Consider the following 16462-nt stretch of genomic DNA (forward strand, 5'->3'; position numbering starts at 1 on the left):
GGTGAACTGGGACGTCCCCACTGCGCAGCTCCTGGCGCTCATGCTCGGAGCCACCCGCTGCGGCGCCTGGCTGATGCTCTGCCCGCCGTTCAACTCCCGGCTCATCCCGACACAGGTCAAGGTCCTGTTCTCGATCGGGATGACGCTGCCGATGATGCCCTATCTGACCGCCAGCGCGCCCCCGGTGGAGACCTGGGCGATCATCGGGAGCGCGGCCCTGCAGGTCTTCGTCGGCGCGGCCCTCGGCTTCATCACCTACCTCTACTTCGCCGCGGTGCAGGCGGCCGGCGACCTGCTGGACGTGTTCGGCGGCTTCGCCCTGGCCTCCGCGTACGACCCGCTGTCGCAGAACCAGAGCTCGATCTTCGGCCGCTTCTACAACCTCTTCGCGGTGACCCTGCTCTTCGCCAGCGACGGCCACCAGCTGATCCTGCGGGGATTCATGCAGTCGTACAAGACGCTGCCGCTGGACGCGACCTTCTCCTTGGAGACGTTCGCCAAGGTCCTCACCAAGGGCGTCGGCGATTTCTTCCTGGCCGCGCTGCAGATCGCCGGGCCGCTGATCGCCGTCCTGTTCCTCACCGACGTCGCGTTCGGTCTGCTGAACCGGGTGGCGCCCGCGCTGAACGCGTTCCAGCTCGGCTTCCCGGCCAAGATCTTCCTGACCCTGGCCCTGTCCGGGACGGCGATCGCGATCCTGCCCCGCGCCCTGGACGAACTCGTCGACCAGGCCGTCGTCGCGGTCGTCAAGCTGAGCGGGGGGTGATCCGTGTCCGGGGAGAAGACCGAACAGCCGACACCGCAGAAGCTGAAGAAGGCCAGGAAGGAAGGCCAGATCGGGCGCAGCCAGGACATCGGCGCCTGGGTCGGCATGCTGGCGGCCAGCATCATGCTGCCGCGGACCCTGAGTGCGGCGATGGACCACTCCCGCGAGCTGATGGCGAAGGTCCCGGACGTCATCGCCGACCCGGACCCGCAGATCGCGCTCGGCATCCTCAAGGACGGCCTGATGAGCGCCGGCTGGGCGGTGCTGCCCCTCGCGCTCACGATGATGGCGGTCGGCGTCGCCGCGGCCGCCGCACAGGGCGGCATCCGGGTCGCCACCAAGCTGTTCATCCCGAAGTTCAGCCGGCTCAACCCGCTGCCCGGCATCAAGAAGATGTTCGGCCCGCAGTCCCTCTGGGAGGGCACCAAGGCCCTGGTCAAGACCGCGGTGCTGGCCGGCGTCCTGTACGTGACGATGAAGGACATCGTGCCGGTGCTGATGACCGCGGGGCGGCTGCAGATCGGCTCGCTGCTCGGCGTGATCAACGACGCCGCGCTGTCGCTGATCCGGGCCGCGTCCATGGCCGGCATCGTCATGGCCGCGGCCGACTACTTCGTGGTCCGCCGGCGCACCAACAAGCAGCTGCGGATGAGCAAGGAGGAGGTCAAGCAGGAGAACAAGAACACCGAGGGTGACCCGCACGTCAAGGGGCAGATCCGGGCCCGGCAGATGGCCATGGCCCGCAACCGGCAGATGGCCGACGTGCCGAGCGCCGACGTGGTGCTGGTGAACCCGACACACGTCGCCGTCGCCCTGCGGTACGACGCGGAGAAGGGCGCACCCCGGGTGATCGCCAAGGGCCAGGGCGCGATCGCCCTGAAGATCCGCGAACTGGCCGCCGAGAACCGGATCCCGATGGTGCAGGACGTGGCGCTGGCCCGGGCACTGGAGCGGAGCGTCGAGGTGGGCATGGAGATCCCGGCGGACTTCTACGCCGCGGTGGCCAAGGTGCTGGCGTTCGTGATGAGCCTCAAGTCGAAGGGCTCGGCGGCCGGTCTGCACCGCAACCCGAACCCGGCACCGGCGGCCGCCTGACCCGCCAATTCGGTTGCCACTGCGGATTCGGGCGGCATGCACACAATCTGGGAGATTTCCTCACGTCATACCCCTCGCTGCGGGAGTATCAGCAGGTGGAGGGGGTGCTGTGAAGAACCGCAACCTCAGCAAGCTCGCCGTGCCCATCGGGGTCATCGGCATCATCGTCATGATGGTCGTACCCCTGCCGACCTTCCTGCTCGACCTGCTGATCGCGCTCAACATCACCGGCGCCCTGCTCATCCTGCTGATCGCCATGTTCGTTCAGCGGCCCCTCGACTTCTCCGTCTTCCCGGCCCTGCTGCTGGTCGCCACGCTGTTCCGGCTGGCGCTCAACATCAGCGCCACCCGGCTGGTGCTGCGCGACGGCGACGCCGGCAAGGTCATCCACGCGTTCGGCAGCTTCGTGGTCGGCGGCTCGCTCGTCATCGGCCTGGTGATCTTCATGATCCTGATCATCGTGCAGATCGTCGTGGTCACGAAGGGCGCCGAGCGCGTCGCCGAGGTCGGCGCGCGCTTCACCCTCGACGCCATGCCCGGCAAGCAGATGGCGATCGACGCCGACCTGAACGCCGGGCTGATCGACGAGGCGGAGGCGAAGCAGCGGCGCGCCGACGTCGCCGCCGAGGCCGACTTCTACGGCGCGATGGACGGCGGCTCCAAGTTCGTCAAGGGCGACGCGATCGCCGCGATCATCATCACCGTCATCAACCTGGTCGGCGGCTTCACGATCGGCATCCTCCAGGAGGGCATGTCGCCCGCCGAGGCGATGAACCACTACAGCCTGCTGACCGTCGGCGACGGCCTGGTCTCCCAGATCCCGGCCCTGCTCCTCTCGGTCGCCACCGGTCTGATCACCACCCGCTCGGCGACCTCGGGCGACATGGGCAGCAGCGTCACCACCCAGCTGAGCCAGAACAAGCTCGCGCTGCGCATCGCCGGCGGCGCCGCGCTCGGCATGTGCGTCATCCCGGGCCTGCCCAAGGTGCCGTTCCTGGTGATCGGCGCGATCGTGCTGCTTGTCGCGCAGCGGATCCCGGACCCGGTACCCGAGGGCGAGGGCGTGCCGGTCGCCGAGATCGAACGCCCGTCGCCGGACTCCCCCGAGCAACTGCTCGGCGAGATGCGCGTCGACCCGCTCGAACTCGCGCTCTCCCCCGACCTGGTCGATCTGGTCGACACCAACGGCGGCGACCTGCTGGACCGGGTCCGCGCGCTGCGCCGCAAGATGGCGCTCGAGCTGGGCATGGTCATGCCGCCCGTGCGTACCCGCGACGACCTCGACCTGCCGCTCTCCTCGTACGCGATCCGGATCAGCGGCGTCGACGCCGGCACCGGCCAGGCGCCGCCCGGCACGGTGCTGGCGATCGGCGACGGGCTGCAGGCGCTGCCCGGCCGCGCCGGGGTCGAGCCGGTCTTCGGCCTGGCCGGCAAGTGGGTGCCCGCGGAGCTGCATTACCAGGCGGAGCTCTCGGGCGCGACGGTCGTGGACCGGGCGTCCGTGATCATCACGCACCTTGCCGAGATCGTCCGGCAGAACGCCAGCCGTCTGCTCGGCCGCGAGGACGTGCGGTCGCTGACCGAGATGGTCAAGCGCACCCACCCGGTCGTGGTCGAGGAGCTGACCCCGACGCTGCTGAGCCTCGGCCAGATCCAGCGGGTGCTGCAGGCGCTGCTGGACGAGGGCGTACCGATCCGCGACCTGGTCCGGATCTTCGAGTCGCTGTCGCTGCGCGCCAAGGTCTCCGTCGACCACGACGGCCTCGTCGAGGCGGCCCGCGCGGCGCTGGGCCCGGCCATCGCCGCACAGTACGCGACCGGCGGCCGGCTGACCGTCATCACGCTCGACCCGATGCTCGAGCAGGGCCTGCTCGAGTCCCTGCGGCCGAGCGAGACCGGCGCGTTCATGGCGATCGACGGCATGCGCGCCGAGGCGATGGTCACCGAGGCCGGCCAGCTCGTCGAGGCCGCCGAACAGCAGGGCATCACACCGGTGCTGGCCTGCTCACCGCAGTTGCGGTTGCCACTGATGCGTCTCCTGCGCGCAGGTTCCCGCCGCGTGCAGGTGCTGTCCTATTCCGAGATCTCTGGTTCTACCGCACAGATCGAGACCATGGGGGTGGTGAACGGTGCCTACGCGGGTACTGCTTGAAGGGCCAGCGATCGAGCCATTGCTGGCGCAGGTGCGCGATGAGTACGGCTCCTCGGTCCGGATCATCTCGGCCGACAAGGTCCGTACCGGTGGCTTCGGCGGCTTCTTCGCCAAACAGCGCTACGAGCTGTCGGTCGAGGTCCCGGACCCCGATGAACGCCAGGAGCCGCCGCAGAGCCGGCCGAGGGCGGCCGAGGAGCCGCCGCAGACGCTGGAACAGCTGCTGGCCCGGGCCGAGTCCGGGGACCGGATAGCGCCGGACGAGGGCCCGGCCGCCGCCGATCGCCGGACGGGCCGCGACGCCGGCATGGGCGACGCCGCCTCCGCCGTCGGCAGGCCCGCCGCCGTCCCCGGTCGCGTCGCCGAAGGCGGAAGGGAGGTCACCGACCCGGGAGCCGCCTTCGCCGAGCTGATGGCCGGCCTCGACAAGGCGGAGAACACCGCATGGACCCGGCCCCGGCCTCACGCCGTTGAGCCGGAACAACCCGACGGCCCGACGGTGCGGCCGTTCCGCCCGGCGAAGGCGACCGGCCAGCCGGTCAACGGCGGCGGCACCGGCCCCGGGGCGCGGCCGCTCCCGCCCGTACCGTCGCTCGCCGAGCTGATGGGGGGCCTGGGCGTGGGCGGGGCTCCCGCCGGTTCCCCGACCCCCGCTCCGAGCCCGGTGCCGCCCCGCACGGCGGCCGCGGCCTACGGCATCCCGCCGGCCTCGACCGCGACGACCGCCAACGACCTGGCCGAGACGCTGGCCGGCCTCGGTCTCGGCGGGCCGGGGACCACGCCGCAGGGAAGTCTGCAAGCGACGACCATGGCCGGAGCCCAGCAGGCGAACATGATGCGGTCGATGCACCTGGACCCGGTGCAGCGCAACCTCCTGGCGGTGGGCATGCCGGAGGAGATGGTCGCGCAGATCGTCGGCGGCGACACCTACTCGGGCGTGCTCGGCGTGCTGGCCTCGCGCCCCTCCGCGCCGGGCATCCCGGACGCGCCGGGGGAGATCCTGGTGCTCTGCGGCGACCTGGACCACGCGCTGCCGCTCGGCCGGAAGCTCTGCGAGCAGGCCGGCATCGACCAGGCACACCTGCTGCTCGGCGGGCCGACCGCGGCCGGAACCGGCCTGCACTCGTCGAAGGTGCTCGGCGATCCGCCGGCCGCCGCGACCAGGGCCGAGCGGATGCAGAACGCCGACCACGCCTGGATCGTGGTGGTCGACGCGAAGGTCGGCGGTACCGACCCGATCTATGTCGGCGACATGTGCGACGCGCTCGGCGCCACCGCGGTCTGGGCGGTGGTCGACGCGACGCGCAAGACCGCGGACACGGCCCGGCACCTGCGGACGCTTGGCGACATCGAGGCGCTCGTGGTGCACAGCGTGGACCTCACCTCGGACCCGGCCACGGTGCTCGGCCTGGACCGGCCTGTGGTCGCGCTGGACGGCAAGCCCGCCACCCCGCACGTCTGGGCCGCGCTGCTGTGCGCCCGGATCGCCTCGGACGTGGTACCGATGGCCGCCCTACCGCGGCGGCCCGCCCGGGGCCGGTAGCCCGTGATCCGGCCCTCGGTCCTGCTCTTCGCGCTGCTCATGAGCGCACCCGCGCTGTACCGGTACGTCACCGACGAGCTCGACCTCAGCCAGGTGCTGATCCGTTTCCTCATCGCCGTGCCGATCGCCGCGGTCCTGCTCGCCGGGCTGCGCTTCGTCACGGCCGGGTACGGCAGGACGGAGGAGCCGGGGACCCCGACGACCCCAAGCCCGGCGGAACCGGAGGCCGGCGCCCAATCCTGAGGTTATGTCCGGTTAGCAACACGCCGTTATAGTTGGTTCATAGTTTCCGTTTCGCGCGATATGTTACCTCTGGTGAGCGACTGCCCACCGGAGGTGCACGGTGACCACTGACCGTCCGATCATCGTCGTCGGTTGCCCGCGCTCGGGCACGACGATGCTCCAGCTCATGCTGCATGCCCACCCGCGGATCGCGATCCCGCCCGAGACGCGGTTCATGCTCGCCGCGTACTGGGAACGGCGTAGCTTCGGCGATCTGTCGGTGGCCGCCAACCGGCGCGCGCTGGCCTACTGGATCATCCACCGGCGCGAGACCCGCTTCTGCGACCTGGGGCTCGACGGCGACGACATCGCCGAGCGGATCACCGCCGGCCCGGGCACGCTCGGCTCCGCGCTGGGCACCGTCTTCCAGCAGTACGCGGCCCGCTTCGGCAAGCCGCGATGGGGCGACAAGCGCCCGGCGTACCTGAACAACGTCGACATCCTGCTGCAGCTCTTCCCGGACGCACAGTTCATCAACATCGTCCGGGACGGCCGGGACTGCGTCGCCTCGCTGAAGGAGATGTCCTGGCACCGCAAGGACATCTACACGACCGTCGCCGCCTGGTCCCGCGCGGTGGACGACGCCCGCCGGGCCGCCCGGCGCCTCGGCACCGCGCAGTGGCACGAGGTGCGGTACGAGGACCTGGTCGCGGACCCGCACACGAGCCTCGCCGAGATGTGCGCCTACCTCGGCGAGGAGTACGACCCGGCCATGGCGGAGCCCTCGGCCGTCGCGGACGTCGCGGTGCCGTCGTTCAAGACCTGGCATGCGCGTACGCACACGCCGGTGACGACGCAGCGGGTGCAGAGCTGGCAGACCCGGCTGACCTCCGAGGAGATCGCGCTGTGCGAGGCGGCCCTCGGGTCCCGGCTGGTGGCCTGCGGTTACGAGCTGTCCGGCACGGTCCGCCCGGCCCCGGCGGCGCTACTGCGGTACGGCCTGACGGCGGCGCCGCAGCGGCTCATCCCGGCCCGCCGCGGCCTGAGCCGGGCGGCGAGCCGCCTGCGGCGCGGCGACGAGCTCGCCTACCTGCCGGCCGCGATCGTGCCCCAGCGCACCGGGCCCGAGCGGGCCGGCCCGGCGGAGCGGCACGAGCCGCACGGCCGGATCGACGCCGGCCGGCCCTGACCCCGCGGGGCCCGGACACCGGATGCGCCGACACGGCAACGTGCGCCCTGCCAGATCCCGGCGGGGCGCACGTTCCTACGATTCGTGTCCGGTTCTAGACCAGCGAGAGCGAGAGTTTGCCCTTGCCGTAGCGGGCGACCTCGACCGTGAGGTCGAGTCGCTTCCCGAGGGCGAGCAGATGCGCGCGCGCGTCGTTCGGCAGGTCCATGCCGGGATAGATCACCTGGTAGAGCTTGACGTGCGGCGCGCCCTCCCGGTTGAGCAGGCTGGTCAGCACGTTGCACAGCTCGAAGACGTTCTCGGCCAGGTTCGGGAAGAGCTTCCCCTCCTCGATGCTGTCCTCGGCGGCGCCGACGGGGAGCAGGCCGAGGGCCGCTCCCGCGTTGGCCGCCAGCGCGAGCTGCAGGCCGAGCACCGCATACAGCTGTTGTGAGGTGTCCGTGTAAATGGCGATCACGCCGGTCGGCAGGTCCTCCCCGGTCATCGGGTCGCCCGGCGAGACGTTGACGTCCCGGCCGAGCAGGTCCTCAAAGAGATTGCGGACGGCGATGGAGGCGGGGATAACCGAGGTGTCAGACATAGCTATATCATCCCAAAATAGGTGAGAAGACCTCGTCAAAACGTTCGGCAGTGAAGGGCTTGACGATGAAGAAGGCCGAGCCCGCGGCCTCCGCCGCCTGCTGCATCTCGGGCGTTGACTCCGACGTCACGAAGCCGAACTTCACGTTGTTGCCGGCCGCCCGCAGCTTGCGCAGCACCTCGATCCCGGTCAACTCCGGCATGTTCCAGTCGGAGATGACCAGGTCCGGTTTCTCGGCGATCGCCTTGTCGACAGCCTCCTGACCGTCGGCGGCCTCCACCAGGTCGTGATCCCCGAAGCCCGCCTGCCGCAGCGTACGGGTCACGATCTGACGCATCACCCGGCTGTCGTCAGCGATCAGGATCTTCATGCGCTCGCCTCCTGCTTCACGCTCTGCCACATCGAGATCGACACCGGCTCGCCGTCCCAGACGCCGTAGAGGCCGGTGATCCGCTCGGCCGCCGGGTAGTACGACGCCGTGTCCGGCGCCAGCACCACCGTGGGCAGGGACAGGTAGCACCCGGCCGGCAGCATCGCCTTGACGTTGCCGCCGACGATGTTCGCCAACTCGCCGAGCACGTCGGAGAGGTCATCCTGGCTGACCTCGTCGGGCTCCATGGCGAGGAACGCGGCGGCGGCCTTCTTGGCGGCGTTACGCGACGACGCGTAGACCAGGTGCCCGTGCCAGGTGCCGGTGATGGACACCGTCGAGTGCACCTCCGACAACTGCTTGGCGTCACCGTTCAGGACCAGCGGACTGATGCCTTCGGGATCGAGATAGGAGACCCAGACCTGCTCCACCATCTCGGCGAGGTCGTCCTCGCCTACCAGGATTTCTCCACTCATGAGTTCGCTCCGGTCGGGACTAGGCCCAGCAGGGCCAGCTTTTCGATCATTGCGCCCTCGGTGAAGGGCTTGATCACATACTCGTGCGCTCCCGCGGCGAGTGCCCGGACTATCTGGCTCTGTTCACTCTCCGTCGTGACCATTACCAGCGTCATCTCACGCAGCCGCGGTTCGGCGCGGACCTTGGTCACGAACTCGAGCCCGTTCATGTTGGGCATGTTCCAGTCGATGAGGGCCAGATCCGGCACCTCGGTCATCGTGGCGAGTAGATCGAGAGCCTCCTGACCGTCTCCGGCCTCGATCGCCTCGAAGTTCAGCTTGGCGACAATGCGCTTGAGAATCATGCGCATCGCGCGGGAGTCGTCGATCACCATGGCTCGCACCGCGGCTCACCCCTTCCTGGCGGCGCCGGCTGGCACCGCGCTCCGCACTCGGTAGGCAGAGGTCCGGCCGGCCGCTACCCGTTCATAGTTGTCGTCGATTCCGATGGTCGTCTCGGCCGCTCCGAGGAACAGCCAGCCGTCCGGCCGCAACAGCCGGGCGACGTTGCGCAACACCGACTTCTTCGTCGCGACGTCGAAATAGATGAGCACATTCCGGAGAAAGATCACGTCGAACGGCGGCATCGACGGCAGCGGCGCGGTCAGGTTCATCAGCTTGAACGAGACATTGCGCCGCAGCCCGGGTGTGACCCGCCAGTGCGCGCCCGCCCGCTCGAAGTACTGGACCAACTGGGTGGCCGGCAGCCCACGGTTGACCTCGACCTGGCTGTACTCCGCCGCCTCGGCTCGCTTGATCATCTCGGTGGAGATGTCACTGCCCATGATCTCGTACGCCCAGCCGGCGGGCAGGTTCTCCTGCATCGTGATCGCCAGGCTGTACGCCTCCTGGCCGCTGGAGCTCGCCGCCGACCAGATCCGTACCTTGCGGTTCGACGCCCGGCTGCGCACCAGTTCCGGCAGCACCACGTCGGTCATTGCCGTGAACGGCTCCCGGTCGCGGAACCACGAGGTCTCGTTGGTGGTCAGCGCGTCGATGATCCGCCGCTGGTCCGCCGGGTTGGGGCGGCGCTGCAGGTTCGCCAGGAAGGCGGCGACGCTCTCCGCGCCGACCTGCCGGGCCACCGGGATGAGGCGCGCCTCGACCAGGTACTCCTTGCCGGGTGCGAGCACGATCGCCGCCTCCCGCCGGACCATGGCCGAGACGAACGCGAAGTCTGCTGCGGAGAGCGTCACCGGCTCACCGCCGTCGGCCGGGAGACGCGGCCCGTCTGGACCCGCTGGATCAGCGCGGCGGCGATCCGGTCCAGGGGCAGAATCTCGTCGGCGAGGCCCGCTCCGACCACAGCGCCGGGCATGCCCCAGACCACGGAACTGGCTTCGTCCTGCGCCATGATCTCGGCACCCGCCTCACGCAGCACCTTTGCACCACCCCGTCCGTCGTATCCCATGCCGGTGAGCACCGTGGCGAACGCCGAGGCCCCGAAGAGCGACGCCACCGAGCGGAACATCACGTCGACCGCCGGACGACACGAGTTCTCCGGCGGCGCGCCGCTCAGCTGGATCACCGTCGCGGTGCTCCGGCGCTGCAGCACGAGGTGCTTGTCGCCCGGGGCGATGTAGACCGTGCCGGGAGCGAGTTCCATCCCGTCGCCGGCCTCGACCACCCGCAGTGGCGTGCTGCGGTCGAGGCGCTCGGCGAACATCTTGGTGAACACCGGCGGCATGTGCTGGGTGACCACGATCGGCACCGGCAGGTCCGACGGCATCGCCTGAAGCACCTTGGTCAGCGCGTCGGGGCCACCGGTCGAGGATCCGATCGCCAGGATGTCGACGCGACCCGGCGGACCACGCCGCACCGGGCGGGGCGGTCCGGCGACCACGGGCCTTCCGGGCCGGCCCGGAAGCAGGCCGGGACGGCCGGGCACGGGCGCGCCGGGCCGGGCTCCGGGCGGCGGGGCCAGCCCCGGTCGGCCCGGCGGCGTACCGGGCCGGGCCGGGCCGGCCGGGGACCTGCGCCGGGCCAGCGCGTGGATCTTGGGAACGAGCTGCTCGCGTACGGCGGCGATCGACTCCTGAATCGAACCGACGTTGCTGGGCTTGGTCACGTAGTCGGTGGCGCCGGCGGACAGCGCCTCCAACGTCGCGCTCGCGCCGGCGGCCGACAGCGTGCTGAACATGATCACGGGTAGGTGCTTGTGCCGCTTGCGCAGCTCGCGAACCGCGGCGATGCCGTCCATCTGCGGCATCTCGATGTCCATCGTGACCGCGTCCGGCTTGAGCTGATCGATCTTCGCCTGGGCGAGCAGGCCGTTCGCCGCGGTGCCGACCACCTCGATGTCCGGCGCGCCGGTCAGCGAGTCGACGATGAGCCGGCGCACGACGACGGAGTCGTCTACGACCAGAACCTTGATCATGGATTCACCCGGCCCTTCACCCGAGCCACGCCGGGCCGAGCGCCGCGACCACCGGCGCAAGCAACCGGTGTGCCGTGGCGGTGTCCAACAGATCCCGGACGACGAGCGCCTGCACCGCGCCGCTGAGCATGTTCCAGACGCCGCCCGCACGGTCGGCGACCGGGATCGCGGCCGTGTCCATCGCCTGCACCAGCAGCATCTGCGCCGCCGCGGCGGTGCGTACCCGGTCCGACAGGTACGCGGCCCAGGACGCCGAGTGCACGGCCGGGGACCAGCCGCCGGCGTTGCGCCGGGCATCCTCAGCGGACTGCAGCAGCCGGGTCAGGTCGTTGGCACTCAGCGACCGGAGCCGGTCCAGCAGCGCGGACACCGCGTAGTGGTGCGGGCCCAGGTCGATCGGCTTGCCGACCGGCAGCTTGCGCAGCGCCGACACCCAGCCCGCGCCGAGCATCCGCCGGGTGGTGTCGTCCAGCACCTCGCGCAGGTAGCTGGCCACCGCGGCATCGCACAGCAGCGCCGTCGCCGAGGCCGCGTCCTCGGTCTGTTTCGCGTCGCGGCCGGTGCCTTGCCAGGTCCAGGCCATCACGTCGTAGCGCAGGCAGGTCAGCAGCGCGTCCACCGAGCCGATCGGCGCCCGCTCCACCAGCGCGAGCGAGCTCGCCGGGTCGTCCGCCTTCATGCTCTTCAGGCTGGGCATCCGGCGAGCCGCGCTCTCCACCTCGACCCAGAGCGGGCCCCGTACGCCCTCGTCGGGCAGCCGTTGGGCGAGCACCGGCAGGTCCCCGACGCCCAAACGCAGGGCGCGCAGCAGCACCTCGGCGGTGGCCGACCCGCCACCCAGGCGGGTGAGGTCGAAGCCGAGGACGGGGGCACTGACGAGGCTGTACATCAGGTGGTGGCTCGATAGGTGTCGACTGCCTGGTTCACGTCGAGGGCGAGCATCAGCCGCCCGTCGAGCTTGAACGTTCCGACCACCAGCTCCCGGGTCGGGCCGCTCAGCGTGTCCGGCGGCGGCTCGAAGGCCTCGTCGTCGAGGTCGACGACCTCGCCGATCCGGTCGACCAGCAGGCTGACCGGCTCGCCGTCACCGCGCAGGATCACGTTCATCACCGGACCCTCCATGGCCTGCCGGGCCAGCCCCAGCTGCACCCGCAGGTCCACCGCGGCGATCACCTGACCACGCAGGTTGAACAGCCCGCCGACGGCCGGCGGCGCGAGCGGCACCGGGGTGTACTCGTTGTACGAGAGCACCTCCTGGACCGTGTCGACCTCGACACCGAAGAGTTGGTCCGCTACCTCGAATGTTGCGAACTGACGGCTCGCCATCTCAGGCCTCCACCAGCATCTCGTCGGTTGCCTCGGTGTAGAAGTTCGGATCCGCGGCGAGGATGGCGCGGCGAACGTCGAGCAGCTCGGTGACCCGCTGCTGGATCACCGCGGTGCCGACCAGGCCGTCCTCCTCCGCCTCGCGGCGGGCCGTCGTCGAGTTCTCGGCGATGTCGACGATCCGATCGACGACCAGGGCCACGCTGCGCTGGCCCTCGCTGTATACGACCACGGACACGGTCTCGCTCTCCTCCACCTCGCTGTACGCCCCGAGCAGGTGCGACAGGCGCACCAGCGGCAGGATCTGACCCCGGTACTGCACGACCTCGCGGGAACCGGCGTGCTCGATGCGTTCCCGCGGGAACTCCTCGAGCCGGGTGACGGCGTCCAGCGGGATCGCGACCCGGCGTTCGCCGACCGCGGTGACCAGCAGGCGTTCGCCCGTTCCGGCACCGTTGCCGGCACGCGACGCGCCGACCAGGTTCTCCCGGTCGGACTCGGCCGTCAGATGCGAGCGGCGGGCCAGCGAGGAGATGTCGAGGATGAGGCCGACCTTGCCGTCGCCGAGGATCGTGGCGCCGGCGTACAGGCCGATGTCCTTGAAGCGGCTGTTGAGGGCCTTGACCACGACCTCCTCCGTGTTGAGGACGCGGTCCACGACGAGCCCGAAGCGGCGCCCGTCGGCGTGCAGCACCATGATGTAGACGCCCTGGTCGCCGCCGACGTCCAGGCCGAGGGCCCGGTCCAGGCGGACCAGCGGCAGCAGCTTGCCGCGCAGCCGGTAGACCGGCGCGCCGGAGGCGTACTCGATCTTCGTGGACTGCCCGTCGATGAAGACCAGTTCCAGGACCGCGACCTGCGGCACCACGTAGCGCTGGTCGCCGCAGTCGACGGTCAGCGCCTGGATGATCGCCAGGGTCAGCGGGATGGTGAGGCGCCAGACCGTGCCCTCGCCCAGCGTCGAGTCGACGCTGACCGCGCCGCCGATCCGCTCGATGTTGGTCTTGACCACGTCCATGCCGACGCCGCGGCCGGACACGTTTGTCACCTTCGCGGCGGTGGAGAAGCCGGGCTGGAAGACCATGGCCATGATCTCGCGCTTGTCCATGGTGGCCACCTGCTCGGGGCGGAGCAGGCCCTTCTCGATCGCCTTCTCGGCGATCCGGTTCACGTCCATGCCCGCGCCGTCGTCGGCCACGTCGACCGCGACGTGCCCGCCCTCGTGGTACGCGCGCAGGGTGAGCGTGCCCTCCGCCGGCTTGCCGGCGGCGACCCGCTTGTCCGCCTCCTCGATGCCGTGGTCGACGGCGTTGCGCACCAGGTGGGTCAGCGGGTCCTTGACCGCCTCCAGCAGGCTGCGGTCGAGCTCGGTCTCCTTGCCCTCCATGACCAGCTCGACCTTCTTGCCGAGCGACTGGCTCAGGTCGCGGATGACCCGGGGCAGCTTCGACCAGATGTGCTCGATCGGCTGCATCCGGGTCTTCATGATGCCCTCTTGCAGCTCACTGGTGATCATGCCGAGCCGCTGGGCACTGCGGACCAGGCCGGAGTCGCCGGTCTCCATCACGCCGCGGACCAGCTGGTTACGCGCGAGGACCAGCTCGCCGACCAGGTTCATCAGGCCGTCCAGCAGGTCGACGTCGACCCGGATCGCGCTGTCGGCGACGCTGCGCTTGGGCGTCTGCGCCTGCAGGGCCTCGCTGACCGCCGCCGGGGCGGCCTTGCCCTCCTCCAGCAGGATCGCGCCGAGCTTGCGCTCGTCGCCCTCCAACTGCTGCTGCAGCGCGGAGCCGACGTCGCCGGGCGCGGCCGCACCGGACTCGACGAGGATCTCGCCGAGCGGCCGCCGCTGTTCCTCCACGGGCTCGGGCGCCGGGCGTGCGGGCATCTCCGCGAGCGGTTCCGGCGCCTCCCTGGGCGCCGCCGGCACGGCGACGGCCTCGCCGGTCGCGTTCATCTGCGCGTGCACCGCGGCGATGATGGCGTCGACGTCGACTTCGCCCTCGTTGCCGTCCTGCTCGATCGCCTCGAGCAGCGCACGGACCCCGTCGATCGTGGCGAGCAGCGTCGTGATCGTGGTCGGCGTGACCGGCTGCACGCCGTCGCGCAGCCGCGACAGCAGCGACTCGCCGGCGTGGGCGAGCGTCTCGAGCCGGGTGAAGGCCAGGAACCCGCTCGTGCCCTTGATCGTGTGGATAGCCCGGAAGATGCGTGAGATCAGGTCACGCGATCCCGGCTCCTGCTCGAGCGCGACGAGATCCCGGTCGATCTGATCCAGGTTCTCGTGGCTTTCCATGAGGAATTCGCCGACGATCTCACCAAGGTCTTCCACGGACTACCTCCTGCTCGTTTCCCACTGCCCTCATCGACCCACAGGCTCCTCATCTGAGGACACCCGGGCTGCTACCTCGCCCGATTCAGGTGTCACCCCCCGCCCGGCGGTAGCGGTAGCCGAATCCGCGCACGGATTCGATGGGTGATTCATCGGGATCCGACCAGCCGAGCTTGCGACGTAGCCGCAGGACGGCGAACTTGACCCGCTCCTGGCCGATGCCGGTCGGGTCGTCCCAGGCCTGGGTGAGTAACTGGTTCGGGCTGAGCACCGCACCCGCATGCCGGACCAGGGCGTTGAGCAGCCGAAACTCGGTGGGGGTCAGGCGCTTCTCGTCGCCCTTGACGTAGACCCTGCGCTTGGTCGGGTCGAGGTGCACCAGCCCGTCGTCGTAGATCTGGCTGGCCCAGCTGTTCTGCCCGCCGGACGAGCGGCGCAGCAGCGCCTCGACCCGGGCGAGCAGCTCGTTGTTGGCGAACGGCTTGGTGAGGTAATCGTCAGCGCCGCCGCGCAGGCCGCGCACCTTCTCGGCCTCCTGGCCGTGCGCGGTGAGAACCAACACAGGGACGTCCGACACGTCCCGGAGCCGCTCCAGGACCTGCCAGCCGTCCATCTCCGGCAGGCCGACGTCGAGGACCACCAGGTCGGGGTGTTCGGCGTACGCCTCCTTGAGGCCGGCGCGGCCGTCGCCGGCGTGCGCCACCTCGTAGCCGGCACGGCTGAACAGCAACCGCAGAGCCAGGGCGATGTCCGGGTCGTCCTCAACAACGAGCAACCTGCTCATGCCATCGCCTCCGCTGACGGCGACGCGCTGACATGAGTCTTGGACTGAGACGATGATCCGCTCGCAAGCTCGCTCATGCCATCGCCTCCGCTGACGCTCCGGCGCTGACATGAGTCTTGGACTGAGTAGATGATTCGCTCGCAAGCTCGCTCATGCCATCGCCTCCGCTGACGCTCCGGCGCTGACATGAGTCTTGGACTGAGTAGTTGATTCGCTCGCAAGCTCGCTCATTGCCCTCACCACCGTGACCCCCCAACGCTGCGTCGCCAGACGCGGCTGCCCGGCCGCCGCGGCACGGCAGCGGCATCGGTCAGCGTCTTGCCTGCGTCCCCCGCGAACGCGGAGGGCGAAAAGATGAAATGTCCAAAACCACGATAGCGTGACGTGTCCGTTCATATACGGAAAGTTATAGTTCAGCGTGCGCATCCGCCTCAGGCCCCATCGGTGAGAAATCGATGACCCCCACCCCCGGTACGCCGCCGCCGACGCACCCGGGCGGAGCCCAGCAGGCCCGGTTCCTCGCGGTCATCTCGCACGAGTTGCGGACGCCGCTGACCACCATCGCGTCGTTCACCGAGAGCCTGGACACGGACAGCCTCGCGCCGGCCGAGCGCTCGGTCGCGCTGGCGGCCGTGCGCCGCAACACCGACCGGATGCTCGCCCTGGTCGAAGACCTCATGGTGGTCAGCCGGCTACAGACCGGCGACCTCGTACTGCGGCGCACCAGCGTCGATCTCCCCGCACTGATCGCGGAGGCAGCCGAACTGCTGGCCAGCCGGGAGCCGTACACGGACGCGAGCGTGCGGGCGGGCGAGGGGCCGCCGCTCTCCGCCGACGCCCCGCTGCTGCGGGATCTCCTCTACGCGGTGATCGGCACGGTGGCGAGCGGTGCCGCCGACCGGTCCGCCACGGTCCAGGCGACGGCGGGGACGGCCGGCTGGACGGTGCGCGTGACCGCCCGGCAGTCCGAGCAGCTCACGGACGAGCACCTGATGGCCGGGATGCTGGCCATTCCGGAGCCGCCGCACCGCCGCCGCAGCACCGCGGTGTGGATGCTGCTGGCCGAGGCGATCGCCGCCGCGCACGGCGGCTCGGTGCAACTGACATATGCCCCGGACAGGGGCGCAGGGGCTGAGATCAGCCTTCCGGCCACCATCCCCACAGGCTAGCAACTTACCGGGTCGATACGTTGTAAACGGGCAAAGAAGGGA

17 protein-coding genes are annotated in these 16462 nt (G+C 70.2%); 7 read left to right on the plus strand and 10 right to left on the minus strand.

Going from position 1 to position 16462, the window contains the following annotated elements:
- Window position 1: 1 nt before the first annotated feature.
- From fliR to AB0B58_RS09620, 6 genes are all read left to right on the plus strand, one after another.
- The gene (fliR, locus tag AB0B58_RS09595; protein WP_360220321.1) at window positions 2-766 is read left to right on the plus strand and encodes a flagellar biosynthetic protein FliR; all 765 of its coding nucleotides are present in this window, start codon (window positions 2-4) and stop codon (window positions 764-766) included.
- Between the two features lie 3 nt (window positions 767-769).
- Window positions 770-1861 carry an EscU/YscU/HrcU family type III secretion system export apparatus switch protein gene (locus tag AB0B58_RS09600; RefSeq protein ID WP_360220324.1) on the plus strand — a complete coding sequence of 364 codons (1092 nt, stop codon included), beginning with the start codon at window positions 770-772 and terminating at the stop codon, window positions 1859-1861.
- 109 nt (window positions 1862-1970) lie between these two features.
- Window positions 1971-4013, plus strand: a complete 2043-nt coding sequence (gene flhA, locus AB0B58_RS09605; protein WP_360220328.1) for a flagellar biosynthesis protein FlhA — start codon at window positions 1971-1973, stop codon at window positions 4011-4013.
- On the plus strand, window positions 3991-5556 hold the full coding sequence (locus tag AB0B58_RS09610; RefSeq protein ID WP_360220331.1) for a hypothetical protein: 1566 nt from the start codon (window positions 3991-3993) through the stop codon (window positions 5554-5556). The genes flhA and AB0B58_RS09610 overlap by 23 nt, the downstream gene beginning before the upstream one ends.
- A gap of 3 nt (window positions 5557-5559) precedes the next feature.
- Window positions 5560-5799, plus strand: a complete 240-nt coding sequence (locus AB0B58_RS09615; protein WP_360220334.1) for a hypothetical protein — start codon at window positions 5560-5562, stop codon at window positions 5797-5799.
- A 100-nt stretch (window positions 5800-5899) separates the two neighbouring features.
- The gene (locus tag AB0B58_RS09620; RefSeq protein WP_360220337.1) at window positions 5900-6967 is read left to right on the plus strand and encodes a sulfotransferase; all 1068 of its coding nucleotides are present in this window, start codon (window positions 5900-5902) and stop codon (window positions 6965-6967) included.
- A 94-nt stretch (window positions 6968-7061) separates the two neighbouring features.
- On the opposite strand, the gene AB0B58_RS09625 is transcribed toward AB0B58_RS09620, so the two are convergent.
- From AB0B58_RS09625 to AB0B58_RS09670, 10 genes are all read right to left on the minus strand, one after another.
- The gene (locus AB0B58_RS09625; RefSeq protein WP_360220340.1) at window positions 7062-7547 is read right to left on the minus strand and encodes a hypothetical protein; all 486 of its coding nucleotides are present in this window, start codon (window positions 7545-7547) and stop codon (window positions 7062-7064) included.
- Between the two features lie 7 nt (window positions 7548-7554).
- Window positions 7555-7917, minus strand: a complete 363-nt coding sequence (locus tag AB0B58_RS09630; RefSeq protein WP_360220343.1) for a response regulator — start codon at window positions 7915-7917, stop codon at window positions 7555-7557.
- Window positions 7914-8393, minus strand: a complete 480-nt coding sequence (locus AB0B58_RS09635; RefSeq protein ID WP_360220346.1) for a chemotaxis protein CheX — start codon at window positions 8391-8393, stop codon at window positions 7914-7916. Before AB0B58_RS09635 ends, AB0B58_RS09630 begins: the two co-directional genes overlap by 4 nt.
- A complete protein-coding gene (locus AB0B58_RS09640) occupies window positions 8390-8767 on the minus strand; it encodes a response regulator (protein ID WP_360220349.1) in 378 nt (125 codons plus the stop codon). The genes AB0B58_RS09635 and AB0B58_RS09640 overlap by 4 nt, the downstream gene beginning before the upstream one ends.
- A 15-nt stretch (window positions 8768-8782) precedes the next feature.
- The gene (locus AB0B58_RS09645) at window positions 8783-9628 is read right to left on the minus strand and encodes a protein-glutamate O-methyltransferase CheR (protein WP_360220352.1); all 846 of its coding nucleotides are present in this window, start codon (window positions 9626-9628) and stop codon (window positions 8783-8785) included.
- Window positions 9625-10809 carry a chemotaxis response regulator protein-glutamate methylesterase gene (locus AB0B58_RS09650; RefSeq protein ID WP_360220355.1) on the minus strand — a complete coding sequence of 395 codons (1185 nt, stop codon included), beginning with the start codon at window positions 10807-10809 and terminating at the stop codon, window positions 9625-9627. The genes AB0B58_RS09645 and AB0B58_RS09650 overlap by 4 nt, the downstream gene beginning before the upstream one ends.
- 16 nt (window positions 10810-10825) lie before the next feature.
- Window positions 10826-11698, minus strand: coding sequence for a hypothetical protein (locus AB0B58_RS09655; protein ID WP_360220358.1), 873 nt, complete (start codon window positions 11696-11698; stop codon window positions 10826-10828).
- Window positions 11698-12135, minus strand: a complete 438-nt coding sequence (locus tag AB0B58_RS09660) for a chemotaxis protein CheW (protein ID WP_184988549.1) — start codon at window positions 12133-12135, stop codon at window positions 11698-11700. Before AB0B58_RS09660 ends, AB0B58_RS09655 begins: the two co-directional genes overlap by 1 nt.
- A gap of 1 nt (window position 12136) precedes the next feature.
- Window positions 12137-14467, minus strand: coding sequence for a chemotaxis protein CheW (locus tag AB0B58_RS09665; RefSeq protein WP_360220361.1), 2331 nt, complete (start codon window positions 14465-14467; stop codon window positions 12137-12139).
- A gap of 85 nt (window positions 14468-14552) precedes the next feature.
- Entirely contained in the window at window positions 14553-15251 is a 699-nt protein-coding gene (locus tag AB0B58_RS09670; RefSeq protein WP_360220364.1) for a response regulator transcription factor, read from the minus strand.
- A 455-nt stretch (window positions 15252-15706) separates the two neighbouring features.
- On the opposite strand from AB0B58_RS09670, the gene AB0B58_RS09675 reads away from it, so the two are divergent.
- Window positions 15707-16420, plus strand: a complete 714-nt coding sequence (locus AB0B58_RS09675) for a HAMP domain-containing sensor histidine kinase (RefSeq protein WP_360220367.1) — start codon at window positions 15707-15709, stop codon at window positions 16418-16420.
- Window positions 16421-16462: the final 42 nt, after the last annotated feature.

This window comes from Actinoplanes sp. NPDC049118, assembly GCF_040648555.1.
Classification (GTDB): Bacteria; Actinomycetota; Actinomycetes; order Mycobacteriales; family Micromonosporaceae; genus Actinoplanes.

Coding starts and splice junctions, on each gene's coding strand:
- AB0B58_RS09625 (WP_360220340.1), bottom strand. CDS start 7,547: ATGTCTGACACCTCGGTTATCCCCGCCTCCATCGCCGTCCGCAATCTC.
- AB0B58_RS09630 (WP_360220343.1), bottom strand. CDS start 7,917: ATGAAGATCCTGATCGCTGACGACAGCCGGGTGATGCGTCAGATCGTG.
- AB0B58_RS09635 (WP_360220346.1), bottom strand. CDS start 8,393: ATGAGTGGAGAAATCCTGGTAGGCGAGGACGACCTCGCCGAGATGGTG.
- AB0B58_RS09640 (WP_360220349.1), bottom strand. CDS start 8,767: ATGGTGATCGACGACTCCCGCGCGATGCGCATGATTCTCAAGCGCATT.
- AB0B58_RS09650 (WP_360220355.1), bottom strand. CDS start 10,809: ATGATCAAGGTTCTGGTCGTAGACGACTCCGTCGTCGTGCGCCGGCTC.
- AB0B58_RS09655 (WP_360220358.1), bottom strand. CDS start 11,698: ATGTACAGCCTCGTCAGTGCCCCCGTCCTCGGCTTCGACCTCACCCGC.
- AB0B58_RS09660 (WP_184988549.1), bottom strand. CDS start 12,135: ATGGCGAGCCGTCAGTTCGCAACATTCGAGGTAGCGGACCAACTCTTC.
- AB0B58_RS09670 (WP_360220364.1), bottom strand. CDS start 15,251: ATGAGCAGGTTGCTCGTTGTTGAGGACGACCCGGACATCGCCCTGGCT.
- AB0B58_RS09675 (WP_360220367.1), top strand. CDS start 15,707: ATGACCCCCACCCCCGGTACGCCGCCGCCGACGCACCCGGGCGGAGCC.